This window comes from Pseudomonas songnenensis (assembly GCF_003696315.1).
GTDB lineage: Bacteria > Pseudomonadota > Gammaproteobacteria > Pseudomonadales > Pseudomonadaceae > Stutzerimonas > Stutzerimonas songnenensis.
The window spans coordinates 722,246-749,187 of record NZ_RFFN01000003.1 but is presented as its reverse complement, the minus strand read 5'-3'; the positions used below and the strand labels follow the sequence as shown (position 1 = coordinate 749,187).

Here is a 26,942-nt window from a genome sequence, read left to right as displayed (position 1 = left end):
GGGACGAGGGCGTGCCGGCGCGGAGAAGGGCAGCACGCCCGGATGAACGCTGACCAGCGGGCCGGGACTGCGTTGCTGCCCGCCGCCAGTGTCGGTCTGGCGCACGGCGTGCTTGCACCGTCTCTGTCCCTTATGTTTTGATTCGCACCATTAACTTTCGAATCGAAACATAGCAATGTCGAAGCGCAACACACCGCAACGCCGTCACGCCATTCTCGCCTTGCTCAACGAGCGTGGCGAGGTCAGTGTCGACGAGCTGTCCCGGCGCTTCGAGACCTCGGAAGTCACCATCCGCAAAGACCTCGCCGCGCTGGAAAAGAACGGCCTGCTACTGCGTCGTTACGGCGGCGCGGTGCCGCTGCCTCAGGAGCTGATCGGCGATAGCGTCCAGCCCGTCTCGCCATACAAACAGGCGATTGCCGGCGCTGCGGTGGGCTGCATCCGCGAGCATGCAAGAATCATCATCGACAGCGGCACCACCACTGCGGCGATGATTCCGCAGCTCGGTCACAAGCACGGGCTGGTGGTCATGACCAACTCGCTGAACGTGGTCAATGCGTTGCGCGAGCTGGAGCATGAGCCGGTGCTGCTGATGACCGGTGGCACCTGGGACCCGCATTCGGAGTCCTTTCAGGGTCAGGTCGCCGAGCAGGTGCTGCGTTCCTACGACTTCGACCAGCTGTTCATCGGCGCCGATGGCATCGACCTGGAGCGTGGCACTACCACGTTCAACGAGCTGTTGGGATTGTCGCGCGTGATGGCCGATGTCGCGCGTGAAGTCATCGTGCTCGCCGAGGCCGACAAGATCGGCCGGCGCATTCCCAATCTCGAGCTGCCGTGGGGCAGCGTGCACACCCTGATTACCGATGAGCGCCTCAGCGACGAGGCGCGCACCAGCATCCTGGCCCGCGGCGTGAAACTGATCTGCGTGGCCGTCGAACCCAATCTGGAGACCTGACTATGTGTGGCATCGTTGGCGCCGTCGCCGAACGCAACATCACCGCGATCCTTCTCGAAGGCCTCAAGCGCCTGGAATACCGTGGCTACGATAGCGCCGGTGTGGCCGTGCTGAACGACAGCGGTACGCTGGAGCGTCTGCGTCGCAACGGCAAGGTCGCCGAACTGGAACTGGCTCAGCAGCAGACGCCGCTGGTTGGCCGCCTGGGTATCGCGCATACCCGCTGGGCAACGCACGGTGCGCCCTGCGAGCGCAATGCTCATCCGCATTTCTCCGGCGACGACCTGGCGGTGGTGCACAACGGCATCATCGAGAATCACGAGGCCCTGCGCGCCCAGCTCAAGGACATGGGCTACGTGTTCCTGTCCGACACCGATACCGAAGTCATCGTGCACCTGCTGCACCACAAGCTGGAATCGCTGGGCGATCTCGCCGCGGCGCTCAAGGCTGCGGTCAAGGAGCTGCATGGCGCCTATGGCCTGGCGGTGATCAGCGCCAAACAACCGGATCGTCTGCTTGCCGCGCGCAGCGGCAGCCCGCTGGTGATCGGTCTGGGCCTGGGCGAAAACTTCCTCGCTTCCGACCAGCTGGCCCTGCGCCAGGTCACCGACCGCTTCATGTATCTGGAAGAAGGCGATATCGCCGAGATCCGTCGTGATGCCGTGCAGATCTGGGATGTCGATGGCCAGCCGGTGCAACGCGAGGCGGTGCAATATCACGAAGGCGCGGAGGCGGCGGACAAGGGCGCGTATCGCCACTTCATGCTCAAGGAAATCCATGAGCAGCCCAAGGTCGTGCAGCGCACCTTGGAAGGCCGCCTGGGCGACCGTCAGGTACTGGTGGAAGCGTTCGGCCCGCAGGCCGGCGAGCTGTTCGCCAAGGTGCGCAACGTGCAGATCGTCGCCTGCGGTACCAGTTATCACGCCGGCATGGTGGCGCGGTACTGGCTGGAAGAGCTGGCCGGCATTCCCTGCCAGGTCGAGGTAGCCAGCGAGTTTCGCTACCGCAAGGTGGTGGTGCAGCCGGATACCCTGTTCGTGACCATTTCCCAGTCCGGTGAGACGGCCGATACGCTGGCAGCGCTGCGCAACGCCAAACAGCGTTCCAGGGACGAAGGCGGTTATATCGCCAGCCTGGCGATCTGCAACGTCGGTATCAGCTCACTGGTGCGCGAGTCTGACCTGACCCTGCTGACGCAGGCCGGGCCGGAAATCGGCGTCGCCTCGACCAAGGCCTTCACCACCCAGCTGGTCGGCCTGATGCTGCTGACCCTGTCGCTGGGCCATGTCCGCGGCACCCTGAGCGCGGCCAGTGAAGCCGAACTGGTGGAGGAGCTGCGCCGACTGCCGACGCGTCTGGGCGAGGCGCTGGCGATGGACACCACAGTGGAGAAGATTTCCGAGCACTTCGCCGAGAAACACCACACCCTGTTCCTCGGCCGGGGCGCCCAGTACCCGGTGGCGATGGAGGGTGCGCTCAAGCTCAAGGAAATTTCCTACATCCACGCCGAAGCCTATCCGGCCGGCGAGCTAAAGCACGGCCCGCTGGCGCTGGTGGACGCGGACATGCCGGTGGTCACCGTGGCGCCGAACAACGAGCTGCTGGAGAAGCTCAAGTCGAACCTGCAGGAAGTTCGCGCTCGCGGTGGCGAACTGATCGTCTTCGCTGATCGCGAGGCCGGTTTCGAGAACGGCGAGGGCATTTTCGTGGTGAACATGCCGCACATCCATGATGCACTGGCGCCGATTCTCTACACCCTGCCGCTGCAGCTGCTGTCGTACTACGTGGCGGTGCTGCGCGGTACCGACGTCGACCAGCCGCGCAACCTGGCCAAGTCCGTAACCGTCGAGTGAAGCAGTTGTTGGTCAGCTGAGTGTTGTGGGATGAAAATAAAGTCTCATCTGTTCAAATAAAGTATCATTCTTATAAATAAAGTTTCATCCTGAGCCTGTATCCGCTATGTTGAGGTCATCGACACAGGGGTGCAGGCTTTCTCATGTCTGGAACATTCAAAGGGCTGACCCAAGCCCAGATCGATAGAAGGCTCAAGGACGGGCGTGGCCAAGGCCAGGGATCGGACTACAAGCCGTTCATCTACACCAGGGACGTATCCTCGCTGGGGCGCTCCCACCGCCTGCCTGGCAGCAGGACCGGGCGTTTACACCATCTTCTATCTGATCTTGAACTTGCCATCTTCCTGACTTTGGATCGGTCTCCCCATGTCACAGATATCCGTGAACAGTTCCCGATGCGGGTCGACGATACGGTGCGCATCGCCGAGGAGCTTGGCCTGCCCCACGGGCGTTACAAGGGCACTCCGCAGGTACTGACCAGCGACTTCTTGGTGGATTTCGAAGATCCTCAGCGGCCGAGCATCGCGATTCAGGCCAAGTACAGTGTCGACCTGCAGAAGCCTGAAGTCATCGAGAGGCTTGAGCTTGAAAGGCGTTACTGGCAGGAAAAAGGTATTACATGGGTCATCGTCACGGAGCGTGAGGTATCCAAGGTGGCATTTGCCAATATCCAATGGCTCTATCCTGCGCATGCTGAAGACGATCTCGCCTTGAACGATCTCGCCCATTACCAGCAGCTGTTTCTGCTTGAGCTTCAGCGCCACCCAGATCGGACGATGACCGCTATTGCCCAAGGACTGGATACCTCCGGCCAACTGGAGGCTGGCCAGGCGCTCTATTGGCTACGTCAGTTGCTGGCCCGGCACTGTTTCCTTTTCGATCTAGATATCCCTTACCGGGAACTGAAGCCGAAAGACCTGGTTGTCAATCCTCATCAAATGCATCAGGAGTTGAGCAGTGTTTCCCGTTAATCAGGTGTTCCAGATAGGGGAACTGCGAAAGCGTCTGCTTTGGTCCGGCACCGAGCAGGCCATCTGGATCGATATCTATTCGGACACGGCGTTGCCCGAACCAATATCGGTTGCAGAGCTGGAGCGTTTGCTAATGGAGCGGGAGCTGGAGAGCATTGCCGATCCCTTCGAGGAGACAGTCCTCCGGGAGGTTGAGGAAGGTTCTCTTGATCAACAGAAGCGTGATGAAGCTTGGGCAATGCTGGAGGATTTTGTGCACGATCCCCAGCTTTTCGTACGGCGTCCCAGAGGGCTCATTGTCAGAGGCATCATGGAGCGCCATGGTATCACCAATCAGACGGTGTATAGGTTACTGAGGCGCTACTGGCAGCGAGGCATGTGCAGGAACGCCCTCCTGCCGGACTACGTCAACTCGGGCGCCCGTGGCAAACGCAGAAAGCCGAGCCAAGCCAAGCTGGGTAGGCCCAGAGTGGTGATGGAGGGGAAAGGGAGTAATGTCACGCCGGACATCGAGCGCATTTTTCGCCGGGTCATCGAGGAGCGCTTACTCAAGGAAAGACATCCGTCCATTCCTGATGCCTACGCCTCCGGGCTGAACCTGCTCCGTGCTGTTCTGCCGCAACTACCGACCTCAGAACTGCCTACATTGGGGCAGTTCCGTTACTTCTATGGGCGCGAGTATCACTTCACCGACACCTTGCCATGCAGGGTGTCCGCAGTGGATTTTGCCAAGGACTTCCGGCCGCTCAGTAGCACATCGACGACCGAGGCACTTGGGCCCGGATACCGCTACCAGATAGATGCCACCATCGCCGATATCTATCTGGTTTCAGAACATGATCGCAGCCTTATCGTCGGCAGGCCTGTCGTTTACATGGTGATCGACGTGTTCAGCCGTATGGTCGTTGGCATGTACGTCGGATTCGATGGGCCTTCCTGGGTCAGCGCCATGGTGGCATTGGCCAACACGGTCGCCGACAAGGTTGAGTATTGCCGCCAGTATGGCGTGGAGATCGATGCCAGTGACTGGCCTGTCCAAGGCTTGCCGGATGTAGTGCTGGCCGATAAGGGCGAACTGAATGGCACCAAGGTAGAAGCATTTTCCCAAGCCTTCGGCGTTCGCATCGAGAATGCACCGGCCAGGCGAGGAGATGCCAAGGGGATCGTCGAGCGTTATTTCCGGACGGTGCAGGAGCGTTTTAAACCCTATGCCAGCGGAGTGGTCGAGGACACTACCAGCCGGAAGCGGGGTGGCCACGACTACAGGCTTGATGCCAGCCTGACCTTGCCCGAGTTTACCCAGATCATCATCGCCGGCATCCTCCACCACAACAACTTTCACACCTTGAGCAAATACGACAGGACCTCTGGTATGCCGGGCGATCTGCCAGCCATTCCGGTCATGCTGTGGAACTGGGGCCTGGCCAACCTGACCGGTCGGTTACGTACTGCGCCCGAGGAGCTGGTGCGGATCAATCTTTTGCCCCATGAGTCGGCCACGGTTTCGGAACTGGGAATCAGGCTGTTCGGCTGCTTCTACAGCTGTCAGGAAGCAATCAGGGAGGGGTGGTTCCACCGAGGTCAGGGGCGCCGGCCTACGGGGGTAACGGTCGCATACGATCCGCGTAGCGCCGACCATATTTACCTGCGGCTGTCCAATAGCCTCAAGGACTATTGGGTTTGCGATCTTGCCGATCGCAGTCGGCGCTTCAGGGGGATGACCTTCTGGGATGTCTGGCTGCTGTCTAGAGATGAACGACGTAGCGATACCAACGCAGCTGCACAAGCTTTGGTAGAGAGGGGCAATCTTCTGAAGCAGATCGAGTCCATTATTGCCCAGGCAGAGGATGCAAGTCCGGTAAAAACGGGTATGACTAAGAAGGATCTGGGAACCCAGATCCGCAAGAACAAGCAGCAGGAAAAGCGCCAGGAACGCCAGAAAACAGCATTCAAACCGGAGAAAATACAGCAGGAAAAGCCGGCTGAGGTGATCCCATTGCGGGGAGAGAAGCAGGAAGACTATGCCTTCCCGGATCTTAGCGACCTGATATTCAAGGAGGAAGAGGATGACTGAAGGATTCCCGCGCGGAGTTATTCCCCTGGCGCGTTACCAAGAGCAGCAGCTTCCCGAGTATCAGGACAATCCGCTCATCAGCGCATTGCCTCCGATTCCTGATTTGCAGGAGGTGGTCGGTCTATTGCAGCAGCTTCCCGGTTTTGAGCCGCAGGAGGCGCATCTGGATGGTCGGCTCAGGGCTCATGCGATTGCCCGCCTGTTGCATGGTTTCTTCCAGCCGCTGAGCCATCACTTGGAGCTGGAAAGCAAGATCAGCCTGATGATCCGTCAGGGGTACATCGGTCGGAATCCGGCTAGCGGTGCCTGGTATGCGCATCTGCAGAATGGCTATCGTCGTGTCGAGGAGGAGGATCTGGATGCGGCGGTGTACCAGAGTGTCTCTTCTACGGCCAACAGCCTGTCGCTGTTCGGTTGTTCCGGTTGCGGCAAGACGCGCACGCTGGAGCGGATCCTGGGTATGTATCCCCAAGCTCTCCATCACCCTGAATACAACATCACTCAACTGGTCTACCTGAAGGTCGACTGTCCCATTGACGGTGACCTGGATGAGCTGTGTCTGAGCTTCTTCAACGAAGTAGACAAGATTCTGGGTACCCGCTACAGCCGGAGTCACGGACGCAAGAAGCTGGGTACCAAACGTCTGCTGGCATCCATGTGCCAGGTGGCCAATCTGCACGCGCTCGGAGTGCTGATTATCGACGAGGTTCAGAACCTCAATGAGGCACGCTCCGGTGGTGCCGAGAAAATGCACAATTTCTTTGTGTCGCTGGTGAACACCATAGGTGTTCCGATCATTCAGGTCGGCACCCACCGGGCCAGCAAGTTCTTCCAGCGTACTTTCCGGGCTGCTCGGCGGGTCTCCGGGCTGGGTAGCATCCGCTGGGATAGGTTGCCTCGGGATGAGCACTGGAGGCGTCTGTTGAAGCGGCTCTGGAAGTACCAGTGGCTGCGCAATGCGGCGACGCTGGATGACGAACTGGAGGCGACCATGTACGACCTAACCCAAGGGGTCATGGACATCGTCATCAAGCTATTCGCGCTTGCGCAGATCCGGGCGATAGTGACAGGTGCCGAGTGCATCAAGCCGCTATTGTTGCGCAGAGTTTTCGAGGATGAGTTCAAACCGGTCCATCCAATGCTGGCGGCCTTGCGGAGCGGTAGGCCCGAACTGATTGCCAAGTATGACGACCTGCTGATGCCAGAGATCGAGGGGCGGTTGCTGACCCTGACGCGATCACTGGATAACGTCGCTCAATCGAAGCCGCCGGCCCCTCCGGCTGATGACAAGGCGAAGCGGCTGGCCACTCTGCTCGAAGATATGGAAATTCCGAGGGATATCGCCATTCCTATGGCCGATGAATTGTTGACGGAGAATCCGGACATCCCACTGGCGGCCCTTATTCACAAGGCCACGGCCTACCTCGCGCAGGACGTTCCCAAGAGGTCTGGAATTTCCAGGGTTAAGCGTACGCAGTGGGGGTATCTATCCGAGGAGGATCTGCGTCGGCGTTATGCCGATGGGCCTGAAAGCGAGGCCTATGACAGATTCAAGCAGGCTGGCCTGATCTTCGATCTGCGACCTCTGCTGAAGGCAGGCTGACATGTACTTCCCCAGGCTCTACCCGGACGAACTGCTCTACAGCGGTATTGCCCGGTGTCGGGTACATCTGGGGATGGGTAACCACAAGACTTTGCTGCACATGCTTTTCGGTGACAGCAAGGTTGCCGCGATCACCGATCTGCCCACACACCTGGCTGCGTTGGCTAACAACACCGGCATGGATGCGGAAGGCATGATCCTGAATCACACGCTGTTCCCGCTCTATGCCCCTTTCATTCCGCCGGAGCGCCGTACCGATCTTTTTCAGGCCATGCTAGCTCCCGACCGGCCGACAATTGGTCTGTCTGGGGCCTCGACGGCCTTGGTCAAGTGGCCCGATTGGCTGCGTTACTGCCCGATCTGCTTTGAAGATATGGCTGTGCGTTACGGTGAACCCTACTGGCGGCGTAGCTGGCAGATCCAAGGGATAGATGCCTGTTCCGAGCATGGCTGTCAGCTCCTGAATTCGCCTATCCCATTCCGTCGAGCGCAGCGGCATGAGTTTCATCCAGCTTCTCCACTGTTTCTGCCTCGTGACCTTCGCGTGAGTCTCGTGGGCGAAGACGCTATCAGGCTCGCCAAGGCTGCTATGCAGTTGCTGGCGCTCGAAGAGGTGCAATCGCCTGGCTACGGACGCTGGACCAACCTGTACCGGTACCTGGCTACAGAGTGTGGCGCCAGGCGCGGCCGACAGGTCAGGGCTGAAATCATTTGGGAGAAGATCTTGGCATCCAATCGCAGGGATTGGCTTGCTGCTAACGGTCTGCTGACATCCGGAGAGTGCCCACCTTGGCTGTTTGCGATGTTCAGGAAGCATCGCAAGGGATTCAGTGCTCTGCAGCATCTGATTGTCTGGACCAGCCTGCGTCCTGGTCAGCATGCTGGCTCGATGATCAGTGACGCGAATACTCACCAGATCGACCTTGCCTCCGACCGGTCAGTCCAGATGCTCCCTGCTGAGTTTGAGCATAAGCAGCAATACCGAACCATTTGGCTGCAAGCACTGGCTTATCACGGTGGAGTCAAAGCAGCCAGGCAAGATGGAGCAGGGGCATGTTACGCCTGGCTTTATCGTCATGACCGACACTGGTTGATGGCTGCGAACCGGGTCAGGCAGCACCGACAGGGCAACAACAGCCACATCGAATGGGGAGCGCGCGACAGAAGGTTGGTGCGCCGGCTGATACGGATTGGCAGAGGTAGCGAAGAAGACCTGGGCCTTCCGCGCAGGAGCCGCAACTGGTTCCTACAGCAGCTACCCCATCGGGCATCAGTTGAGCACCATCTCGATCGACTGCCTATGTGCCGCACCTTCCTGGATCGCTATGCAGAGTCTGTCGGCGAGTATCAGATCCGTCGCCTGACTGCAGTGATGCTGGAGGATGTACAGATGGGCATAACGTCCAGGCGCTGGGAGCTGGAAAAGCGTTGTGGATTGGAAAAAAGCAGGATGGTACCGCTGACCACTGCGTTCATTCGATTGATAGGAAGATGGATTGAATAGGACTGTATTTCGTCAAATCCCGAACGGATCCAAATTGCTGGCCGTTGGAAATTTTTTCAGGGCCCCGACTCCGTCAGCCGAGTGGCGTTTGGCTGCTCTCTTTGAACGTAAAGGTCAGTTGCAGCTGCAGCGGTTCGCAAAGGAGATGTCGTGTGTCTTGGCTGTTGGTCGCGAGTTTCTTGGAGACGAAGGGGCTCCTTACCGTTCCAGTGGTTTCAAGAAGACGGTGGTGCTTCCTGCAATAGAAACCTGGCGGGAACGGCGGTTGGGTGAGTGCCCACGTCTTGCCAGAAAGCTTGCTGCAAATCCTGAGATATCAGGACAGCGATGCTTTGTGTTCGAGGTCGATGGTCTGACCGTCTGGCTGCCGAAATTCGAGTTGGCGCGAAAAATGTTCTTCCACGCTGCCTTCATCGTGCGTGCAGCGTTCGCACCGAATGGTTTGGACATGGTCTTCACGCTCTATAGAGAGGACGATGTTGTTCATATCCATACGCCCCCGAAGACAGGTGCGCCAAGCCAGCTTCTCAAAATCAAGGGATACCGAGACCATTTCAGTTGGCTGCTGCTTAATCAGGATGTGAAGCGATCCTTCGAATCAATATGGCAAAGCCTCAACCAAGGGCAGGAGCGGGTACCACAAGGTTCGGCGTATGCCAGGTGGCAGTTTGATTTTCAGGCACCCCCTTCTCTTGCTGGTACCAGCATGGATGTGCGAGGTCCCTTTGATCCGGAAAGCAACGAATTGCTGGTCTGGGAGATCGAAAAGCTTCAGGGGCTCCGTTTTACCCATCGTGGCGATGTTTTTTTCCACCACCCTGCTCTCAAGTTATCCGTCAGAGGAGAGAACACAGGCTGTGTACCGGTTCCATCGGGAACTGGAGAGGTGGAGGTGGATGCTGACGAAGAGCCGACTGCCGCCAAGGAACCGAGGTTGATTCATCTCCCCGTTGAGGGGATTAACTTTGATGGTCAGTTGATCAATAAGATCGCCTACAACGGTGAGCGCGCCGGCACTCATGGGAAGAGAGTCGACGACGAACACCCATTGGGCGGAGAGAGCACGGTTTTCGGCGTAGCTGATCCCGTAAGTAGCGGCAGTATAGCGCCGGGAGAGTTCCAATTATTGGGAGATAGAGAAATCCAGCAACGGTTCCCCGAACGATTCTCTCAGCTCAGCGAGCTCATCAATCAGATAATTCAAGAATCAGACATTGAGTTGCTATCTCTGGAAGTGGCACCGCTGCCGCAGGTTCCACGATGCAGATACCACATGATTGATGACGAGACACCACGTTGCTATCTGCTAGCGAGGTTCAGGCTGGAAAACCATAGTGAGCGCTACTTACTGGAAATAGAAACCTCAGGCAACCGGAAGCGCATGTCGACGCGGATCATGGGCATCAAAGTGAGCATTGAAGACGCCAGACAATGTATAGACAGGATCTTGAGAGGGATAGTGAAAGGCTCATTGCGTTGGCCTAGCACAATGGCGAAGTACTGTGAGCCTTTGCAGTCGGTACACCACCCCAAGGATGATCCATCTGGCGTTAATCAGAACAGATCGGCTGATTGGAAACAGCGGATACGCGCTGCGCTGATCTAAAAGAGTTAGTGAAATTGATCAGTCATGATGCTCAAAGATTTGCAGTCTTCGAGGATTTTAGCATTTTTTGAATCTCTGAGGAGGAAAAAATGCTGGATGTATGTACACTAACGCAACTGCACAGACATTTGCGGGGCACCACCCATGAGATTCACCGACACCAAGAGCGAAACCCTCAACCTGCGAGTCTCTCCGACCTTCAAGAAGGTCTTGAAGGAGGCTGCAGACCACGAACAACGCAGTATGGTCAACATGCTAGAAGTGCTGCTGTGTGACTACTGCGACCGCAATGGCATCGCCTCTCCGGACAAAAAAACTCATCCTCCTGCTCCCAAACGGGCGCGTGCAGACCGTAAAGCGCACGTGGGAGCAGCAGCATGACCTTCCGCTACATTGGTTCGAAGTCCAGGCTGATTGATCAGATAACGACCTATATCGGGCACCCTAAACAGGGTGCCTTCTTTGTGGACGCTTTCTGTGGCACGGGGGTGGTGGCTGAAGCCGCTGCTGATCTGGGATGGGACGTGCGTATCAACGACAGTTTGCACTCTGCGGTGATTTCTGCAGGGGCACGGTTAATCAGTGCTGATCAAGCGGCTTTTAAGAAGCTAGGTGGTTACACCAAGGCCATCGCCAAACTCAATGCTGCCAAGCCCAAGCATGGCTTTATGTGGCGCGAGTACAGCCCCGCATCGGTGGATACCTGTGGCCTTGAGCGACGCTACTTCACGCAAGAAAATGCAGCACGAATCGATGCTATGCGGGCGCTAATCGCCGATTGGGTGGGGGCTGGCGCTATTGATGAGGTAGAAGAGCGCCTGCTCATCGCAGACCTATTTGGTGCTTTAAATAGGGTGGCCAATATCGCTGGCACTTTTGGCTGCTTCCTCTCCAAGTGGACAAGCCAATCGCAAGACATAATCGCTATGCGCTGCCGTAATCTCAAAAAGAGAGGCGTGCATGTTGAGGCCACTGTGGGTGATGTGTTCGACGTGCCCAATGCGGCGCATGACTTAGTTTATTTGGACCCCCCATACACAAAGCGTCAGTACGCAAGCTATTACCACATCCTTGAAACGGTAGCTCTGGGTGATGAGCCCGAGGTGGAGGGGGTTGCAGGGCTTCGTCCTTGGAAAAACTTGGCTTCAGATTTTTGCTACAAGACCCGTGCTCTGCAAACGCTCTCACGCTTGGTGCATGGCTTGAAGGCTCAAAAGGTGTTGCTCTCTTACAGCAGTGAAGGGCACATCTGTATGCAAGACATTAGGTCTGAGCTCTCGAAGATCGGCACGTCCACAATGCATCCCCTGGGAGCCATTGGCCGCTACCGTCCCAATAAGGTGGCTAGTAGCACTGCTTCTGACGTGAGCGAATTTTTGGTGGTGGTGGAGCGGCCTACGGTACAGCTGCCCAAAGCGCAGTCCAAGGCTGTTAAAACCATTAAGCCCATCCTCGTGGAGAGCTATGCATGAGCGCACCTCGCCCCGTTGAAGCAGAGTATCTGGCCTCAGCAGAAGCAGCTCTCACAAATGCTGTTGGTAGAGGTCATGGTCACGCCAGCTTTGAGCTTCGGCTTCAAATTTTGGAGGCAGTGTCAGCGCGTTTTGGTGGGTTTGACCTGGCGGAGTTTCACGAGACTTTTAGGGTCAGAAGCAAGAGCCAAGCATCAGAGCTCTTGGAACTTGCGGCACCTGTGGCAAGTGCCATTGAGCACTCACCGATTCATCCGGCTTTGGCACTGAGTGCTCTGGCGCGAGAGGCCTTGCATGAGCAGGATCGAAAAAGCACAGGTGCCTACCATACGGACTTTCGCCTAGCTACACGGTTGGCGAAGCTCGCCGCTCCCAAGCTTACGTACAGGAGCAAGGTGATTGATCCTGCCTGCGGCGCAGGAATTTTGCTGACAGCGTTGACCCACGCAGTGTGTGGGATGGATCGAGCCAAGACGGCGCATTGGTTGGCTCACGGTGTGTGTGCAGCGGATCTTTCGGGCAACTCTTTGCGTGCGGCACTGCTTGCACTTGCTTCGTTCACTGATGATGTATCGGCTCTTAAAGCTATGCGTGCACGTTGGTACTGTGGCGATAGCTTGATGTCAGATCGCAAGGTCTGGACTGCTATGGCTCCTGAGGGTTTTGATGCGGTGATCGGCAACCCACCATGGGAAAAGGTCAAGCTCTCACGGCACGAGTTCTTGAAGTCCTCAGGCACCCAGCGCCACTACGGGGCCCAAATTCATGGGCTTGATGAAGAGCGATTTGCCCAGCAGCGCAATGAGGTAGCGAACTACTCTCGTCGCTTGTTGGCGCGCTATCCCGATTTGGGCAATGGAGAGCCAGACCTCTACATCGCTTTCACTGACCTCTTCTTTGATCTCTGCAAAGAGCAGGGTGTGGTAGCTGCACTAGTGCCTGGTGGGCTCATCCGTTCGCAAGGTACCCGCGCCATGCGGCAGAAAATTTTTGATGCGAGCCAAAGCGTGTCCATGTCGATCATCGATAACCGTGCACGGTTCTTTGCCATCGACACACGCTTTAAGTTCCTGGCTGTGGCTCTCACGAAGGCTGGTTCCGAAAAGAGCAAGAGTGAACCCATCACCCTTATGCATGAGCGGGGCACCCCTACGGGCTTGGAGATTACGGGAACTGCCACCATTGGGCGTGCAGCACTTGGGGGTATTCGAGACGATTTGAGCCTGCCCGAGGTTCGTAGCTTGTCTGAGTGGAAGCTCTTCTCGAAGATCGGAGAAGCTGGTGTCTCGTGGGAAGAGCCTGGTTATGGCTGGACCCCGAAGTTTTGCCGTGAAGTTGATATGACCAAGGAGCGTTCTAAGTTCCTAGGGCGTGCCACGCCCGGCGCTTTGCCACTGGTGGAAGGTCGAATGGTGCAGGCTCATCGCTTTGGTGTAAAAGGGTACGTGTCTGGCACTGGTCGCAGTGCGTTGTGGGAGGCCTATGCCATCGGAGGCTCACGCCTTGCCCCCCAGTTTTGGATTCGCCCCTCCGACATGCCCCGTGCTAATCAGCACCGCGCGGACGTGCTGCGTGTGGGTTTTTGCGACATTGCAGGTCAAACCAATGAGCGCTCGCTCATGGCCTCGTTAATTCCTGCTGGGGTGATCTGTGGCAATAAGGTGCCCACGATCCTTTTCCCTGATGACCCATCGGAAGAGCGGTTATTGGTGTGGGTGTCCATCGCCAACAGTTTTACCTTTGACTGGATGCTTCGGCGCGTGCTCACTACGACGGTGAATTACTTCCTGTTGCAAAGCGTGCCCATGCCAAAGCTCGCCAAAGATGGCTTGCCATGGAAGAGGCTGGTGAGTGCTGCACGCGAATTGCGCACACTCGACAGTGCGGGGGCTACTCGTGAAACCTACGAGCGTATGGCGCAGCTGCGTGGAGAGATTGATGCGGAAGTGGCCGTGGCCTATGGGCTCGATTTAAAGGACATGGAGTTGATGCTCCAAGACTTCCCGCTTTTGGATCGGGGCCAGGTGGTATTGCCTGGTGAGGTAAAGTCCACAATTACCCGAGATAGTGCTTTGGCTTCAATGGCAAAACGTACAGGAAACCAGTCTACAGTTTGGTCACACCGTGCGGCGGAGGCTCGTGCGGCGGGGGCTATGGCTTATGTGCCCTCTGAGCTCGCCCTAGGGGGCGAAGAAATCGAAGAAGAAGGATCCAAAATTCATGGCTAATGGGGCTGGGCATGTTGCTCGAATTTTGTACAAGGAAATTGTCCCTGGAGACCTGAGGAAAATTCTCGCCCAGTCCAACGATTCCGATACGGGCGGAGGGGCTCGCGATTTTCGTTTTGGCTCCTTTAAACAACTGTTGCCTGTTATCACGGAGATGTTTCCGAAGAAGGCAAAGGAAAACCGTAAGCGCGATGGTGTAGTCGAAGAAATCGACGTGTTCCAAGGCGAGTTCTTTTGGCATGACGTTAGCGGCCAAGTTATGCGCAAGGACTCCTTCTTTGAGACACCTACTGATGTGCGTCCATCAGAAGGTCGCATCGCTCGGGTTCATGAGTACGGCTGTTTTGACACGAGCCTAGTACCCAGGGGTGGGGTGGGCAACCGCATCTTGCTGCTACTGATTCAGTTGAACGATGGATCTGTTTGGCCTTACTACGTTGAAGAAAAGACGCTGCGTATTGAGGGTAAATGGGATCCCGTGGTTGCTGCCGAGTTGCTGGGCTGTTTGGATGCCAAACGTGCGGCTAATCGCGCAGTGATCGGCTACCGAGATTTCACCAACCTGGGCAAGTACTGCAATGGCAAGTGACGACTGCAAGCAGGCATTAAAACTGCTATCACGCTCCCGCAACGTGTTGGTATCCGGTCCACCTGGCACAGGAAAATCGAAGCTCCTGGCTGAAGTTGCACTGGCCTTTGAAACGGGTTTTGGTGTCACTCCCGCAGGTGGCCCACCACAGCTCAATCCTAGGGGCGGTATACCGATTCCACCCGCTGCTGGGGCTGTTAGAGATATTCCTGCTCCCACGAAGATGGACCGCAAGGTATTTCGAACGGTCTTTCACCAAAACTCCAAGTATCGCGACTTTGTGTCGGGTATCACGCCAGCAGTTAACAAGGTGGCAGGTGCCCCTGACTTCACCATCGTGAAGGGCACACTGTACCGTGCCAGTGAACATGCGAAGGGCGCCAATGGGGCCGCGCTCTTGATCATCGATGAGATCAACCGAGGCCCTGCGGTGCAGGCGTTCGGTGGTGCCATCGTGGCCATTGAGTCCGACAAACGCTTGGCCTCTGATGGGGCCAAACGTGCCGAAACGCAGTTCTTTGAAATGCTCGACCCCATCTCTGGTGACGTGATCGAGTACGCATTGCCTCATGACCTCTACATTCTGGCAGCGATGAATCAGGCCGATGCGTCTGTGGAGCCCTTGGATGTCGCGTTCTTGCGTCGTTGGGAGCCTCTGCGTTTGGAGCCCGATGAAGCGGCTTTGCGGACGTTTTATGGTCTGGGTGCCAAGGGTGCCAATGTATTGCCTGATGTGCCTGCCAGCGTGGACGATGCCTTGGAAGCTTCGGTTAGTGCCTGGGTTGCTGTAAACGCGCAAATTGCCCTGGGTCGTGGTCCCGAGTTTCAGATCGGGCATGGCGTGCTGATGTCGGATGTGAAGCCGCAAACATTGGGCCTTAATGAAGCCTTGGGCACACTGTGTGTAGGGTGGGCCAAGGTGCGTGCACACGTGGAAGAGGTGTTTTTCGGGGACACCCGAGGTATCGCCGCAGCTCTTAATGCACTCGATGGGCCAGCCTTTAATCCGTTCAAGCTCACCGAGACGACCTTTGCGGATGATTTGCGCTTTCGTCTTGAAGGGCCCATGAATTTTGCTGAGAACAATATTTACGCGGCTCTCAGGGCATTTTCCAATCCCAGGGGGTAGCACGTAGTGAACCCCCGAACACGGCTGTCCCTTGTTGAATACGGCACACCCGTTGACCTGAGCCGTGCGATTGCTGATGCCATTGGGGTGGATCGCACGAAGGCCAACAGCCTTTTATTGGAGGCTGGGAGCCGTGCTGCGTCGAGCCTGAGGCTCAACTACAACCCTATCAGTGTGGATGCCAAGGGCACACGTGCCATTGATTTTGCGGGCCTCATTCGCTTGGCTCCTTCACTGGAACTGGAAGTTGCGCCCAAGTTTTTGGGGCTCGACGACACCGATGCTGCGTGGCGCGAGGATTTCTTTTTCCTCTCCACGCTTTCACGTCACGGGCGGCTCTTGGCTTCCGAGCGTTTATCGGCATCAGGTGGTACTCCAAGGGACTTGTCCACGCTAGTAGCTCGTTCCATGACGAGCATGTACGAGGCCCGTAAACGTCGGCCACTACGCAGCTATCGTAGGGTGCGTGAAGCAGACTTCTTCATTGATGGGGATCCTGATCCGGTGGAGCTCATCTTTCCTTCACCTGATGGCTTTGAGCAAGAGCTCATTCGCTTTGATCGTAAGAACGGTTGGAACGGGGACATCGTGGCAGCGGCTAAGGAGCTACTCCCTGAAGTAAGTGACCCATCGGCTGCAAGTTCGCTGGTGCGTTTGATTGAAGACCTTTCGCCTCAGAACGTAGCTGCTAATCGTCGAAACCCCATTCCTGCACGGCACCGAGCGTGGAAGCCGCTACATGAGCTGTCTATCGATGTGCTCGGAGGCCTTGGGCTTAACTACAAGCAGGGGCAGGCCCATGCACCTGGTTACTTAGTGAATACCTGGCGCGTGTGGGAAGATCTGTTAACGGTGGCTGCGCGATTGAGCTTTGGTCGCAGTGCTGTAGTGCCGCAACAGGGCTATCCCTTGGGCTCCAAGATCAGGATGAGCACCGGTACTGTGAGCAAGCTTTCAGTGTACCCAGACTGTGTGATTGAGCCTGATGGAACAAGGCCCAGAATACTGTTGGATGCCAAGTACAAGGGACACGTGGAGAAGGGGCAGCTTCGTATCAGTGAAGCAGACCTCTACGAAGCCTTAGCCTTCTCCAAGGCCACCGGATGCAACTTGGTAGCGCTGGCCTATCCTGCACAACCAGGTAACGCCCAGCAGCCCATTGGTACGTGCACGGTCTTTGAAAAGGCCGTGGTGGGTGCGGTGCAAATCGTGGGCATTCAAATCGAGAGCCGTCTAATTTCTAGGACAGGAGCCCTCAGGGTCTTTGCCGCAAACATGGCTGCTGGGGTGGCCGCAGCCTTTGTGTGATTGATTAACGAGGTTCTTTCCCAAAGATTTGGCGGTGTGCTTGAGGGTTTGCGGCAGTTCGAATCAAGCTGATGCAGTGAGCAAGAGCATTTTCGCGGACGCGAAAATGGACAAGGGGCCTTGCGTGGTGCACCTGACCTGGAAGTTAGGGGCGTGATGAAGAACTCTCACCGCGACACTGAGATTTCGAAAGGATTGGAGCGTGATGAACAACTCTCAGGCTATGCGTTTGCGCTGATAGGAGGTCTGACCATGACTACGACCGAACGCTTGGCGCGCTTTGAAGCTGCGCAAGAGGTTCTTGGATTCCTAATGGCTGTTCGCGCTGAATGGATTTACATCGAAAGCAAAAAGGCTCAGCCGGACGCTAGCAAAATCGCGCAGTGGGAGGCCGAGCAAAAAGCTTTTTTCGAGATCGAGGATGGGTTGCGTTTTGATGATCAGGACGGCATCGAGCAGGTGATCACGACGTATGGACCGGTAGCGCGGAGAATCTTCGAGGCGCGGTAGCGGTTTTACATCATGGCCCATTAGGATGATTCTTTATTTTCAATTTTTTCATCAGAATTGCGCGTGCTTGAGCTTTAAGGATGATTCTTTAACTGGCAAAACTTCCATTTCCAGCTCTTTTTTCGATAGTTTGGGATGAAACTTTATTTTCGTCCCACAAGTGTGCAAAAAAGGAAAAGGCCCTGCGGGGCCTTTTCTGTTCAGCTGTAATCGTAGTTCCGCTCGATTGCGGCAGCGGCGGTGAATACGCCGAAAGTCGCTTCGGCGGCGGCCAGCATCGGCGCCCAGGCACAGTCGGGAGCGGTCTGTTCCAGTCGCGCGAGAAAGGCGGGCCAGAGCCTGGCGACGTCGCCATGCTCGAGGTAGCGAACCGGTGCTGTCGGATCGGCCTGGCGGATGCGTCGGGCCAGTACACGCCCGCCCAGGCGAGATCCTTCAAGCACATAGGCCACGCCCCAGCAGCTGGCCAGGTCGTTTATCCGCGGCGTCTGCAGCGGTGCGGGGGCTGGGCAGCCCAGTTCAGCCAGATCGGCCAGCAGCGCGTGACGGCGTGCGCGCCTCGGCCAGTCGTCGAGCAGCTCGGCGACACCGGCCCGTTCCAGCGCAATTTCCGTGGCACCCAGCACCCGGCCGTGAGCACGCAGGAAGCGTCGATAGTCGTCCGGCTGGTCCAGTGCGAAGCCTGAATAGGCAGCATCGACTTGCTCGTGCAGGGCGGCCGTCGCCTGTCTGAGACGTGTCCGTAGCTCAGCCATCGGTCAGGCTGCCTTCGCGCAAGGCGAGGTGAATCTTGTTGGCCAGCTGGTCTTCACGAAACGGCTTCTGGATGATCGAGTAACCGACCAGGCCCAATTCGCACAGCTCGGCATAGCCCGTCACGAATATCACCGGCAGCTCGGGCTGACGCACCCGTACCGCCCGTGCCAGCTCGCCGCCATTCATTCCGGGCATGGCGAAGTCCGCCAGCAGCAGGTCCACTCCCATGCCTTCTCCGAGCAGCTGCAAGGCCAGCTCGCCGCTCTCCGCTTCGATGACTGCGAAGCCCAGGTTCTGCAGCATCTGTGCGGTCACCTCGCGCACGGTTTGATCGTCATCGACCAGCAGGATGCGGTGCTGGCTGTTGTCTTCCTGACTGCCGGCGCTCAGGGCAGCGGCCGGCTCCGATGCTTCCGGAGGCTCGGTACGCGGCAGGAATACCTTTACCGTGGTCCCGGCGCCCGGACGGCTTTCGATGCGTGCGCCACCGCCGGATTGCTTGGCGAAACCGAATACCTGGGCCAGGCCCAGCCCCGAGCCCTTGCCGACTTCCTTGGTGGTGAAGAAGGGCTCGAACGCCTTGCTCAGCACCTCTTCGCTCATGCCGGTGCCGGTATCGGTGACCGAAAGGACGACATACTCCCCAGGGCCTGGGTCCTCGGCGCGCAGCGCCGGTTCGGTGATCAGCACGTTGCGCGTGCCCAGGGTCAGTCGACCGCTGTCGCCCATGGCGTCGCGGGCATTGATCGCCAGGTTGAGGATGATCATCTCGATCTGTGTTGGGTCCACCAGCGCATGCCAGATATTGGCCTGGGTGTCGGTTTCGATGCTGACGCTGCCGCCCAGGGTGCTTTTCAGCAGGCTGAGCAGGCCGACCAGGGTGTCGTTGAGATCGATCGCAGTTGGCGCCAGCTGCTGACGGCGGGCGAAGGCGAGCAACTGGCTGGTCAGCGTCGCGCCACGTTCGCCGGATTCGCGGATGTATTGCAGCCGCCGCAGGCTGCGCTCGGCCGGCGCGCCTTGCTCCAGGTCGTTCTGCAGAAAGCTGGCGCTGGTGAGAATCACGGTGAGCAGGTTGTTGAAATCGTGGGCGACCCCGGCAGTCAGCTGGCCCACCGCTTCCAGGCGCTGCATCTGCTGCAGGGTGGCTTCGACCCGTTCGCGCTCCTGGATCTGCGCGCGCAGCTCGCGGTTGGCTTCGGCCAGTTTGTCGACTGCGGCGATTTCACTGGTGATGTCCCGCGCTGCGGAATAGATACGACCGCCATCGGCCACTGACGACCAGGACAGCCAGCGATAGCTGCCATCGCGATGGCGCATGCGGTTGACGAAGCGATTGGTGACCTTGCCACGGCCGACGCGCATGTTTTCTTCCAGCGTCGCTTGCAGATCGTCCGGGTGCACCAGCCAGGTCAGCGCGTGCTGCATCAACTGCTCGAGGGGGAAGTCGAAGGCCAGCTCCCACATGGGGTTGAGCGCAACGGGCATCATGTCGAGATCGGTGACGGCCAGCAGGTCGCGTGACAGCTCCCAGGTACGGTCGCGTTCGCGCGTGCGTTGCTGCACCCGCTCGCCAAGGGTTTCGTTCTGCTGCTTGAGGGTCTGCGTCGCCAGTTGTTGCTCGGTGATGTCCATCACCACGCCGACGAAGCGCGAACATTGGCCGCCTTCGATGAAGGCCTGGCCACGGGTTTCCATCCAGCGCAGGCTGCCGTCTTCGAAAAGCACGCGGTAGGTGGTACAGAACTCGCCGGCGTCTTCACCGGAGATGGCACGATTGACCTGTTCACGTATCCGTTCGCGATCGTCCGGGTGGCAAAGACGCTCGAACAGCGGCATATCGACCGGGGCCTGTGCATCGACTCCTAGCATGGCCCGACAGCGCTGGTCCCAGATCAGCGTGCCGCTCTGCGGCTCGTAGTCCCACATGCCCAGGCGCGCCGCGTCGATGGCCAGGCGCGCGCGCACTTCAACTTCTCGCAGCGCCTGCTCGGCCTGTAGCCGGCGACGGCGTTCGTTGACCTCCGCCAACGCCCGCTCGACGGCCTTGGGCAGGAAGCCGAGTTTCTGCTTGAGCACATAGTCGACGGCGCCGGAGCGCATCATGTTGACCGCGTGCTCTTCGCCGAACACGCCGGAGAGAAAGATGAAGGGCGTCTGCGGCGCCAGCCGCTGTGCTTCCTGCAACGCCTGGCTACCGGAGAAACCGGGCAGGATGAAGTCCGCCAGGATCAGATCGAACGATCGCCGCTGCAGCGCTTCCACGACCCCTGCGTGGCTATAGACCAGCTCGGTGTGCAACGTGTAACCACTGCGCTCCAGGGCCAGTTGGGCCAGTTCGGCGTCGTGCGGGCTGTCCTCGATGAACAGGACGCTGATGTTCTTTGACGCTGGCATATCTATCCTGTCGAGGATGCAGGAGTCGTCGTGACGGCCCGCCAGGCATTGGCGGGCAGAGGCTCGTTCAGTTCTTTTCTTCTTTGTTGCGTACACGCTTGAGCCGCAGGGAACCGGGTGGCGGCTCGTTGAGTACTGCCCAGAAAATACCGAGATCGGAGATTGCGGCGACAAAATCCTTGAATTCGACCGGTTTGACCACGTAAGCGTTCACCCCGAGTTCATAGGCTTTCATCAGATCGGGCTCTTCGCGCGAGGAAGTCAGCATGACCACGGGAATGCTGCGCAGCTCGGCGGTCTCGCGCACGGTCTTGAGCACTTCCAGGCCGTCGACCTTTGGCAGTTTGAGGTCCAGCAACAGCACGGCAGGGTTGCCATCAGCTCGCTCGGCGTAGGCGCCGGTGCGCTGCAGGTAGTTCAGCGCCTCGGCGCCGTCACGCATGATCACCACTTCGTTGGCCAGCTGGCTGCGCTCCAGCGCGATCAGCGTGAGTTCCAGGTCGTGGGGGTTGTCTTCTACCAGCAGTATCGGTTTCAGCATCAGATGTCTCGGTCCAGGAGGGAGGACGTATAAGTCAGTTTGGGTAGAGAAAAATAAAAGGTGGCGCCCTTGTCCAGCTGGCCTTCGGCCCAGACCTGGCCATCGTGGCGCTCGATGATCCGGCGTACGCTGGCCAGACCGATGCCGGTGCCCTCGAATTCCTCCATGCGGTGCAGTCGCTGGAATACGCCGAACAGCTTGCCGGCGTACTGCATGTCGAAGCCGACGCCGTTGTCGCGCACGTAGACCACGACTTCACCGGAACGCTGTTCAGCCCCCACTTCGATCACGGCTACCTCGCGAGTACGGCTGTACTTGACCGCGTTATCGATGAGGTTGCGCAACACCATGTGGATGAAGGCCGCATCAGCCACGACGATCGGCATCGGCAACAGGTGCCATTGGATCTGACGGCCCTCGCAGTCAGGGGCCAGCTCCTCGCGAATCGAGGCGACCAGCGCTCCCAGATCCACATCCGACAGGCGCAGCGCCGCGCGACCCATCTGCGAAAAGCTCAGCAGGTTGTCCACCAGGGTGCCGGCAAAGCGCGCGGCGTCGGCAATGTTGTCGAGAAAGCGCATACCGCGTTCGCTCAGCTGCTTGCTCTCCATCTCGCTGAGTAGTTCCGTGTAGCCGGCGATATGCCGTAAAGGCGCGCGCAGATCGTGGGAAACACTGTAGGAAAAGGCTTCCAGCTCCTTGTTGCTGGCGCGCAGTTCGCCGGCCAGTTGGGCCATCTCCTCAGCCTTGCGCAATACGATGCCAAGCACCGCGTTGCGCAGTTCCAGCGCCCCTTCGATGACCACCGGGTCCCAGGGCTGCGCATAGCCGCGCAAGGTTTCCTGCCAGCGCGCGAAGCTGTGCCGCGGGCTGAGTGCACCGCTCTGGCGGTCGATCTGTTTTTCCGGCTCGCCAGCCCAATTGACCGTCTTGATCTGCTCCTGGCGGAACCAGATGAGGTAATGCGCGTGCAGCCGCGAGATGGAGATCGCCATGACGCCGGCGCAGTGTTCGGCCAGCTCCGGCATGTCGGGAATGTCCCGGCTGATGCAGTCGCTATGGAAGATCAGCTGGTCGCGTCGCTCGCCCAGCCATTCGGTCAACCGCAGGATCTGCTGGTGGTCGGGTGTATTGCCGACGGTTTCGCATTTGTCCGCGGAAATGATCGCCGCGCCGTCGGCTGCGGCGAAACCCAGTACGACGTCCGGCAGGTGGCGGAAGCCCTCAACCACGCTGTCACGGTCGGCCATGGCCGACAGCAGATGCACGATCTGGTGGCGTAGCTCCAGTTTGCGCTGAGTGAGGGTTTCCGTTTCCCGTGCTTCGATCTGCAGCGAGAGGATGCGGCCGAGCAGCTCGCAGGCGGTGCGGGTCTGGTAGCTGACCGCGCGGGGTTCGGCATCATGGCAGGAGATCAGGCCCCACAGCCGGTCGCGAATGACGATGGAGATCGACATCGACGCCAGTGTGCCCATGTTGCGCATGTACTGCAGGTGCACCGGGGAGACGCTGCGTAAAGCGGCGAAGCTCAGGTCCAGCGGCGTGCCGGAATCCGGATTCAGCGCAGGCACCACGGGGGAGGGCGTGTAGTTGGCATCCTGAATCACGCGGATCAGGTTCTCGCGATACAGCCGGCGTGCCTGTTGCGGGATGTCGGCGGCCGGAAAGCACAGTCCCAGGTAGCTCGGATAGCCGGGATCGGCGACCTCTGCCAGCACCAGGCCGTTGTCTTCTGCATCGAAGCGATAGGCCTTGACCCTGCCAAAGCCGGTGATGCGCTTGACCTCTCGAACCGCCAGTTGGCAGAGCGCGTCGAGCTCGCGCGTTTCCTGCAGCTTAACGACGAAGGTGCGCATCAGCGGGTACAAGGCGTCGTAGGCCTGGTGCGCGTTGTCGGCACGTTCGAACTCGAGGATCAGCCGGCCGCCGTGGCGGTGGCCCAGCAAGGCGAAAGTCTGCTCGCCCGCGCCTTCGAGACGAATGTTCACATCGCTCAGGTGGAACGGGTTGTGGTCATCCTCGGTCAGTCCTGCCAGGCCCGCTTCGAGGCGTGCCGTCGGCAGCAGGTTCGATAGCGGTTGACCGAGCAGTGATTGCGCGTCGACGCCAAGCCATTGCTGGACGTTCTCGCTGGCCTGCTGCACGCGCAGTTCCGGCTCGCTGACCACCAGCAGAAACCCGTGAGGCTGGATGCTGCCGGGTATATGGATGGGTTCATCGGCGCATCGGTCGATCGCCGAGAGCAAGTCCTGGGCTTCGGTAGTGGCCATTGTGTGTGTCCTTGTTCAGGCCCGGTACGGACCGGAGGTGGCGGGCAGGCACCAATGCGAGTTGCTACCTAACGTCTGCGATTGTGCAGGTTGATCGTGGGGGTTGCAGGGAAAGTCTTAACCGAGTGTTTCGCTTGGCCCTGCACTTTAACGCGACAGAACTGGCTCGCCAATCCGGCGGACTGTATAAACGGGGCCTTGCCCGGGGGCATACGACAGGAGGTGGATGTGGAAGAAGTCATCGAACAGCTGCGCGAACTCAACGAGCCGGTGCCGGTACCGCTGGAGTTGCCGGACGATGATCTGCTGGTGGAAATCGAGGAGCAGCTGCTGATCAACCTGCCGTTCGGCCTGCGCGAGTTCCTGCTGCAGGTCAGCGATGTCATCTACGGGCACCTGGAACCGGTCACCGCCACCGACCCGCAATCGCATACCTACTTGCCGGAAGTTGCTGCCAACGCCTGGGATGCGGGCGTGCCGCGCGACCTGATCCCGATCTGCCAGGATGGGCGCGACTACTACGTGGTCGACCTGGACGGCGAAGTCACGCTGTGGGACGGCGACGAGGCCGAGCTGACCGAGGAAACCTGGGAAACGGTATGGCACTGGGCACGCGACGTCTGGCTGGAAAGCTGAGGCGGATGGGCGCCTGCATCGACACGGCAGCGGGGCCGCGGCCTGCTAAGCTGTGCGCCCGCCGGTTACTTTCCGAAACTCCATGCTGACTCTGAGCAATCTGTTCCTGTTCATGTTGCTGGCCGCCGCCGGCGCCTGGCTGTGGCATTCCCATGGCATTCGCGAGCGGGCGCTGCAGGCCGTGCGGCGGCATTGCAAGAAGCTCGATGTCGAGTTGCTCGACGGCAATGTCGCCTTTCGCAAGCTGACCCTGTTGCCGGACGCGCGTGGCCAGCGCCGGCTGGCGCGAATCTACGGTTTCGAGTTCACCGTGACCGGTGAGCAGCGCCATCCGGGCACCATCGTCATGTTCGGCGCCCAGGTCGGTCGGATCGAGCTGGCCGCGCATCCGTTCCAGCCCGCCGACGAGCCGGGTCGGGTGATCCAGCTGGACGATTGGCGCCGGCCTCGCGACTGAGTTCAAGCGCGGATGCGACAGCCGTCCATGGCGCATTCCAGCTCGGCCTGTGGCTGAGGCTCGGCAAAGATCAGTTCGATCCGCGAATCGCGGCGCCACTCGCTGGGGCTGAAGACCAGCGTATCGCCATCCAGGGCATTGGCCGACTGCCAGCCGTTGCCGCCATGGACGACCAGCTTGGCGCGGCGCCACGGCCACTGCGCCAGCCACTGCGCAATTTTCTCGAGGTCGAAGCGTTGGCTTGGGTGCCAGCGCCAGCCGATGCTCCAGTTTTCCGGGGTCGCCTGCACCTGGCAGATCGCTTTGCTCGGATCGAGCCAGACCTGTGGTAGCGAGGCCGCTCCCGTTGGCAGCGCAACCGCCTGCGATTGTTCACTGGCCCGCACCTCGATTCCCGGCAATTGCGCGATAGGCAGCCGACCCTGGCTGGTCCAGAACAGCGGGCGCCGTGGCAGACGTCCGCTCAGCGCTACCCGTGCCGCCTCGTCGAGCGATTCGCTTTTATTCATCAACAGCAGGCCGGCGTCAGCCAAGGTCTGCTGTTGGCTATCGGGCAGCGGCAGGCCGCGGCTCAGGGCATCGGCATCCAGCACCAGCACGGTCGGTTGAACGGCCAGAACTGTCCGCCATGGTGCCTGGCTGAGCTGGCGCAGCAGCTCGGCGGGGTGCCCCAGGCCCGAGGGCTCGATCAACAGCCGGTCCGGATGTGCCTGGCGCAGCAGTCGGCCGAGACCGACCTGAAACGGCACGCCGTTGACGCAGCACAGGCAACCGCCGGGAATTTCCGCCAGCGTAATGCCGTCCGCGCCGGTACTCAGCAGCGCGGCATCCAGGCCGATCTGGCCGAACTCATTGATCAGCACAGCCCAGCGCTCGTCGGTCGGCTTCTGGCTCAGCAGATCACGGATCAGGCTGGTTTTTCCGGCGCCCAACGGGCCGGCGATGAGATGGGTCGGGATATGTTCGAGCATGGCGGCTATGGTGCGCATTTTGCGAAGCGGCTGGAAGGGGAAAAGCCTGCCCGTGATAAAGTCGCCGCGATTCGAAGAGGGATGAAATCGTGCGGTTACCGTTCTTGCTGACAGCCGTTTGCGGCGTACTCATTGCTGGCGACGTCATGGCCGAGGCCTGCATCATCCACAGCCACGACGATCGGGTGGAAGTGAAGCTGTGTCAGGCGAATATCAACATTCCCGTCGAGCTTTTTCGCAGCGGCTTCTGCCAGCCGCAGCTGAAGGATCAAGAGGTTCAGGTGGAGTTCGTTGAGCAGTGCCCGGATGGCGCGTTCGGCATCTGCCGCAATGCCCAGGTTTCCAACATGCCATATCGCCAAGACATCCATTACTACGGTGTCGCCAGCGATGCGCGTTTTTTGCAGCCGGCATGCGAACAGAACAGTCAGGGCAGCTGGGCGAGTCAATAGCGCCAACCCAGCGTCCATGGGGGTTTCACGTGGAACGCCAGGAGGGCGGCCCTATCACCGCGCCGGTTTCAGCGTGCCGCAGTCGTCGGCTACCCACCGCGCATGGGATTCGATCTTGGAACTGCCGGTTTCGGTGCCCTGACGGTATTCACTGGTTACGGTACTGACGAACTCCTTGTCACTGACAAAGCGCGTCTCGCCCTGGCCGCGCGCGTCAGGGCATTCGAAGCGGAATTTCCACATCTTGTCGCTGCGCTCGGTGATCTCCTGGGTACAGGCCGGGTCGTCCTGAAACGGCAGCTCGTCCGCTTCGACTTGCGCCTTGCTCAGGCAGATCTGTACGCCCTTTCCGCCGAGCTTTACCCCCTGCGCGGCGAGCATCTCTTCCATCATCCGGCGTTGTTCGGCAGGCAGGTTCTGCATCTGCGCGAGCATCGCGTCCATGCCCGGCATCTGCTGCCCATCCACCTGAATATCGCCACTGCTGAATTCCCAGAGGCCGGGCAGGATTTTCTGCGCATGGGCGGGAAGCAGGGTCAGTGACAGGGCCGCAAGAAGGGCCAAACGGGGCAGCTGAGTCATGGTTCGTTCTCCGGCAATCAGTCGTTTTTTCAAGCCTAGCCGAGCTTCGACAGCGTGGTGCCAGGATCGAGCCAC

Annotated in this window: 23 protein-coding genes; 17 read left to right on the top strand and 6 right to left on the bottom strand. The window is 59.0% G+C overall.

Going from position 1 to position 26,942, the window contains the following annotated elements:
- Positions 1-175 precede the first annotated feature (175 nt).
- The 14 genes from EA798_RS12135 (at position 176) to EA798_RS12070 (ending at position 17,805) form a co-directional block, all read left to right on the top strand.
- On the top strand, positions 176-958 hold the full coding sequence (locus EA798_RS12135; protein ID WP_122099101.1) for a DeoR/GlpR family DNA-binding transcription regulator: 783 nt from the start codon (positions 176-178) through the stop codon (positions 956-958).
- Positions 959-960: 2 nt separating this feature from the next.
- Positions 961-2,811, top strand: a complete 1,851-nt coding sequence (gene glmS / locus EA798_RS12130) for a glutamine--fructose-6-phosphate transaminase (isomerizing) (RefSeq protein ID WP_106156960.1) — start codon at positions 961-963, stop codon at positions 2,809-2,811.
- Positions 2,812-2,954: 143 nt separating this feature from the next.
- Entirely contained in the window at positions 2,955-3,782 is an 828-nt protein-coding gene (locus EA798_RS12125; protein ID WP_122099100.1) for a TnsA endonuclease N-terminal domain-containing protein, read from the top strand.
- Positions 3,783-3,795: 13 nt separating this feature from the next.
- On the top strand, positions 3,796-5,856 hold the full coding sequence (locus tag EA798_RS12120; protein WP_122099138.1) for a Mu transposase C-terminal domain-containing protein: 2,061 nt from the start codon (positions 3,796-3,798) through the stop codon (positions 5,854-5,856).
- Positions 5,849-7,459: an ATP-binding protein gene (locus tag EA798_RS12115; RefSeq protein ID WP_122099099.1), complete on the top strand. Its 1,611-nt coding sequence runs from the start codon at positions 5,849-5,851 to the stop codon at positions 7,457-7,459. The genes EA798_RS12120 and EA798_RS12115 overlap by 8 nt, the downstream gene beginning before the upstream one ends.
- A gap of 1 nt (position 7,460) precedes the next feature.
- Positions 7,461-8,963, top strand: coding sequence for a TnsD family Tn7-like transposition protein (locus EA798_RS12110; RefSeq protein WP_122099098.1), 1,503 nt, complete (start codon positions 7,461-7,463; stop codon positions 8,961-8,963).
- Positions 8,964-9,051: 88 nt separating this feature from the next.
- Positions 9,052-10,569 (top strand): Tn7-like element transposition protein TnsE, encoded by a 1,518-nt coding sequence (locus EA798_RS12105; RefSeq protein WP_244221270.1) that lies wholly within the window; start codon positions 9,052-9,054, stop codon positions 10,567-10,569.
- A gap of 144 nt (positions 10,570-10,713) precedes the next feature.
- Positions 10,714-10,950 carry a hypothetical protein gene (locus EA798_RS12100; protein WP_122099096.1) on the top strand — a complete coding sequence of 79 codons (237 nt, stop codon included), beginning with the start codon at positions 10,714-10,716 and terminating at the stop codon, positions 10,948-10,950.
- Positions 10,947-12,041: a DNA adenine methylase gene (locus tag EA798_RS12095; RefSeq protein WP_122099095.1), complete on the top strand. Its 1,095-nt coding sequence runs from the start codon at positions 10,947-10,949 to the stop codon at positions 12,039-12,041. Before EA798_RS12100 ends, EA798_RS12095 begins: the two co-directional genes overlap by 4 nt.
- A complete protein-coding gene (locus tag EA798_RS12090; protein WP_122099094.1) occupies positions 12,038-14,269 on the top strand; it encodes an Eco57I restriction-modification methylase domain-containing protein in 2,232 nt (743 codons plus the stop codon). Before EA798_RS12095 ends, EA798_RS12090 begins: the two co-directional genes overlap by 4 nt.
- The gene (locus EA798_RS12085; protein WP_122099093.1) at positions 14,262-14,858 is read left to right on the top strand and encodes a hypothetical protein; all 597 of its coding nucleotides are present in this window, start codon (positions 14,262-14,264) and stop codon (positions 14,856-14,858) included. Before EA798_RS12090 ends, EA798_RS12085 begins: the two co-directional genes overlap by 8 nt.
- The gene (locus EA798_RS12080) at positions 14,848-15,987 is read left to right on the top strand and encodes an AAA family ATPase (RefSeq protein ID WP_122099092.1); all 1,140 of its coding nucleotides are present in this window, start codon (positions 14,848-14,850) and stop codon (positions 15,985-15,987) included. The genes EA798_RS12085 and EA798_RS12080 overlap by 11 nt, the downstream gene beginning before the upstream one ends.
- A gap of 6 nt (positions 15,988-15,993) precedes the next feature.
- Positions 15,994-17,295 (top strand): 5-methylcytosine restriction system specificity protein McrC, encoded by a 1,302-nt coding sequence (locus EA798_RS12075; protein ID WP_122099091.1) that lies wholly within the window; start codon positions 15,994-15,996, stop codon positions 17,293-17,295.
- A 252-nt stretch (positions 17,296-17,547) separates the two neighbouring features.
- Positions 17,548-17,805, top strand: a complete 258-nt coding sequence (locus tag EA798_RS12070) for a hypothetical protein (RefSeq protein ID WP_122099137.1) — start codon at positions 17,548-17,550, stop codon at positions 17,803-17,805.
- Positions 17,806-18,005: 200 nt separating this feature from the next.
- Here the strand turns inward: EA798_RS12070 and EA798_RS12065 are convergent, their stop codons facing one another.
- From EA798_RS12065 to EA798_RS12050, 4 genes are all read right to left on the bottom strand, one after another.
- Complete coding sequence (locus EA798_RS12065) at positions 18,006-18,560, bottom strand: biliverdin-producing heme oxygenase (RefSeq protein WP_122099090.1); 555 nt, start codon at positions 18,558-18,560, stop codon at positions 18,006-18,008.
- Complete coding sequence (locus EA798_RS12060) at positions 18,553-20,958, bottom strand: response regulator (protein WP_122099089.1); 2,406 nt, start codon at positions 20,956-20,958, stop codon at positions 18,553-18,555. The genes EA798_RS12065 and EA798_RS12060 overlap by 8 nt, the downstream gene beginning before the upstream one ends.
- 67 nt (positions 20,959-21,025) lie before the next feature.
- Positions 21,026-21,499, bottom strand: a complete 474-nt coding sequence (locus EA798_RS12055; RefSeq protein ID WP_106156964.1) for a response regulator — start codon at positions 21,497-21,499, stop codon at positions 21,026-21,028.
- Complete coding sequence (locus EA798_RS12050) at positions 21,499-23,769, bottom strand: ATP-binding protein (RefSeq protein ID WP_106156966.1); 2,271 nt, start codon at positions 23,767-23,769, stop codon at positions 21,499-21,501. The genes EA798_RS12055 and EA798_RS12050 overlap by 1 nt, the downstream gene beginning before the upstream one ends.
- Positions 23,770-23,997: 228 nt before the next feature.
- On the opposite strand from EA798_RS12050, the gene EA798_RS12045 reads away from it, so the two are divergent.
- Positions 23,998-24,405: an SMI1/KNR4 family protein gene (locus tag EA798_RS12045; protein ID WP_015278965.1), complete on the top strand. Its 408-nt coding sequence runs from the start codon at positions 23,998-24,000 to the stop codon at positions 24,403-24,405.
- A gap of 82 nt (positions 24,406-24,487) precedes the next feature.
- Positions 24,488-24,862 (top strand): DUF3301 domain-containing protein, encoded by a 375-nt coding sequence (locus EA798_RS12040; protein WP_106156968.1) that lies wholly within the window; start codon positions 24,488-24,490, stop codon positions 24,860-24,862.
- A 2-nt stretch (positions 24,863-24,864) separates the two neighbouring features.
- On the opposite strand, the gene EA798_RS12035 is transcribed toward EA798_RS12040, so the two are convergent.
- Positions 24,865-25,833, bottom strand: coding sequence for a CobW family GTP-binding protein (locus EA798_RS12035; RefSeq protein WP_476748396.1), 969 nt, complete (start codon positions 25,831-25,833; stop codon positions 24,865-24,867).
- Positions 25,834-25,922: 89 nt separating this feature from the next.
- On the opposite strand from EA798_RS12035, the gene EA798_RS20760 reads away from it, so the two are divergent.
- Positions 25,923-26,285 carry an NADH:ubiquinone oxidoreductase gene (locus EA798_RS20760; protein WP_122099087.1) on the top strand — a complete coding sequence of 121 codons (363 nt, stop codon included), beginning with the start codon at positions 25,923-25,925 and terminating at the stop codon, positions 26,283-26,285.
- Positions 26,286-26,339: 54 nt separating this feature from the next.
- Here the strand turns inward: EA798_RS20760 and EA798_RS12025 are convergent, their stop codons facing one another.
- A complete protein-coding gene (locus EA798_RS12025) occupies positions 26,340-26,867 on the bottom strand; it encodes a DUF3617 domain-containing protein (RefSeq protein WP_106156975.1) in 528 nt (175 codons plus the stop codon).
- Between the last annotated feature and the right edge of the window lie 75 nt (positions 26,868-26,942).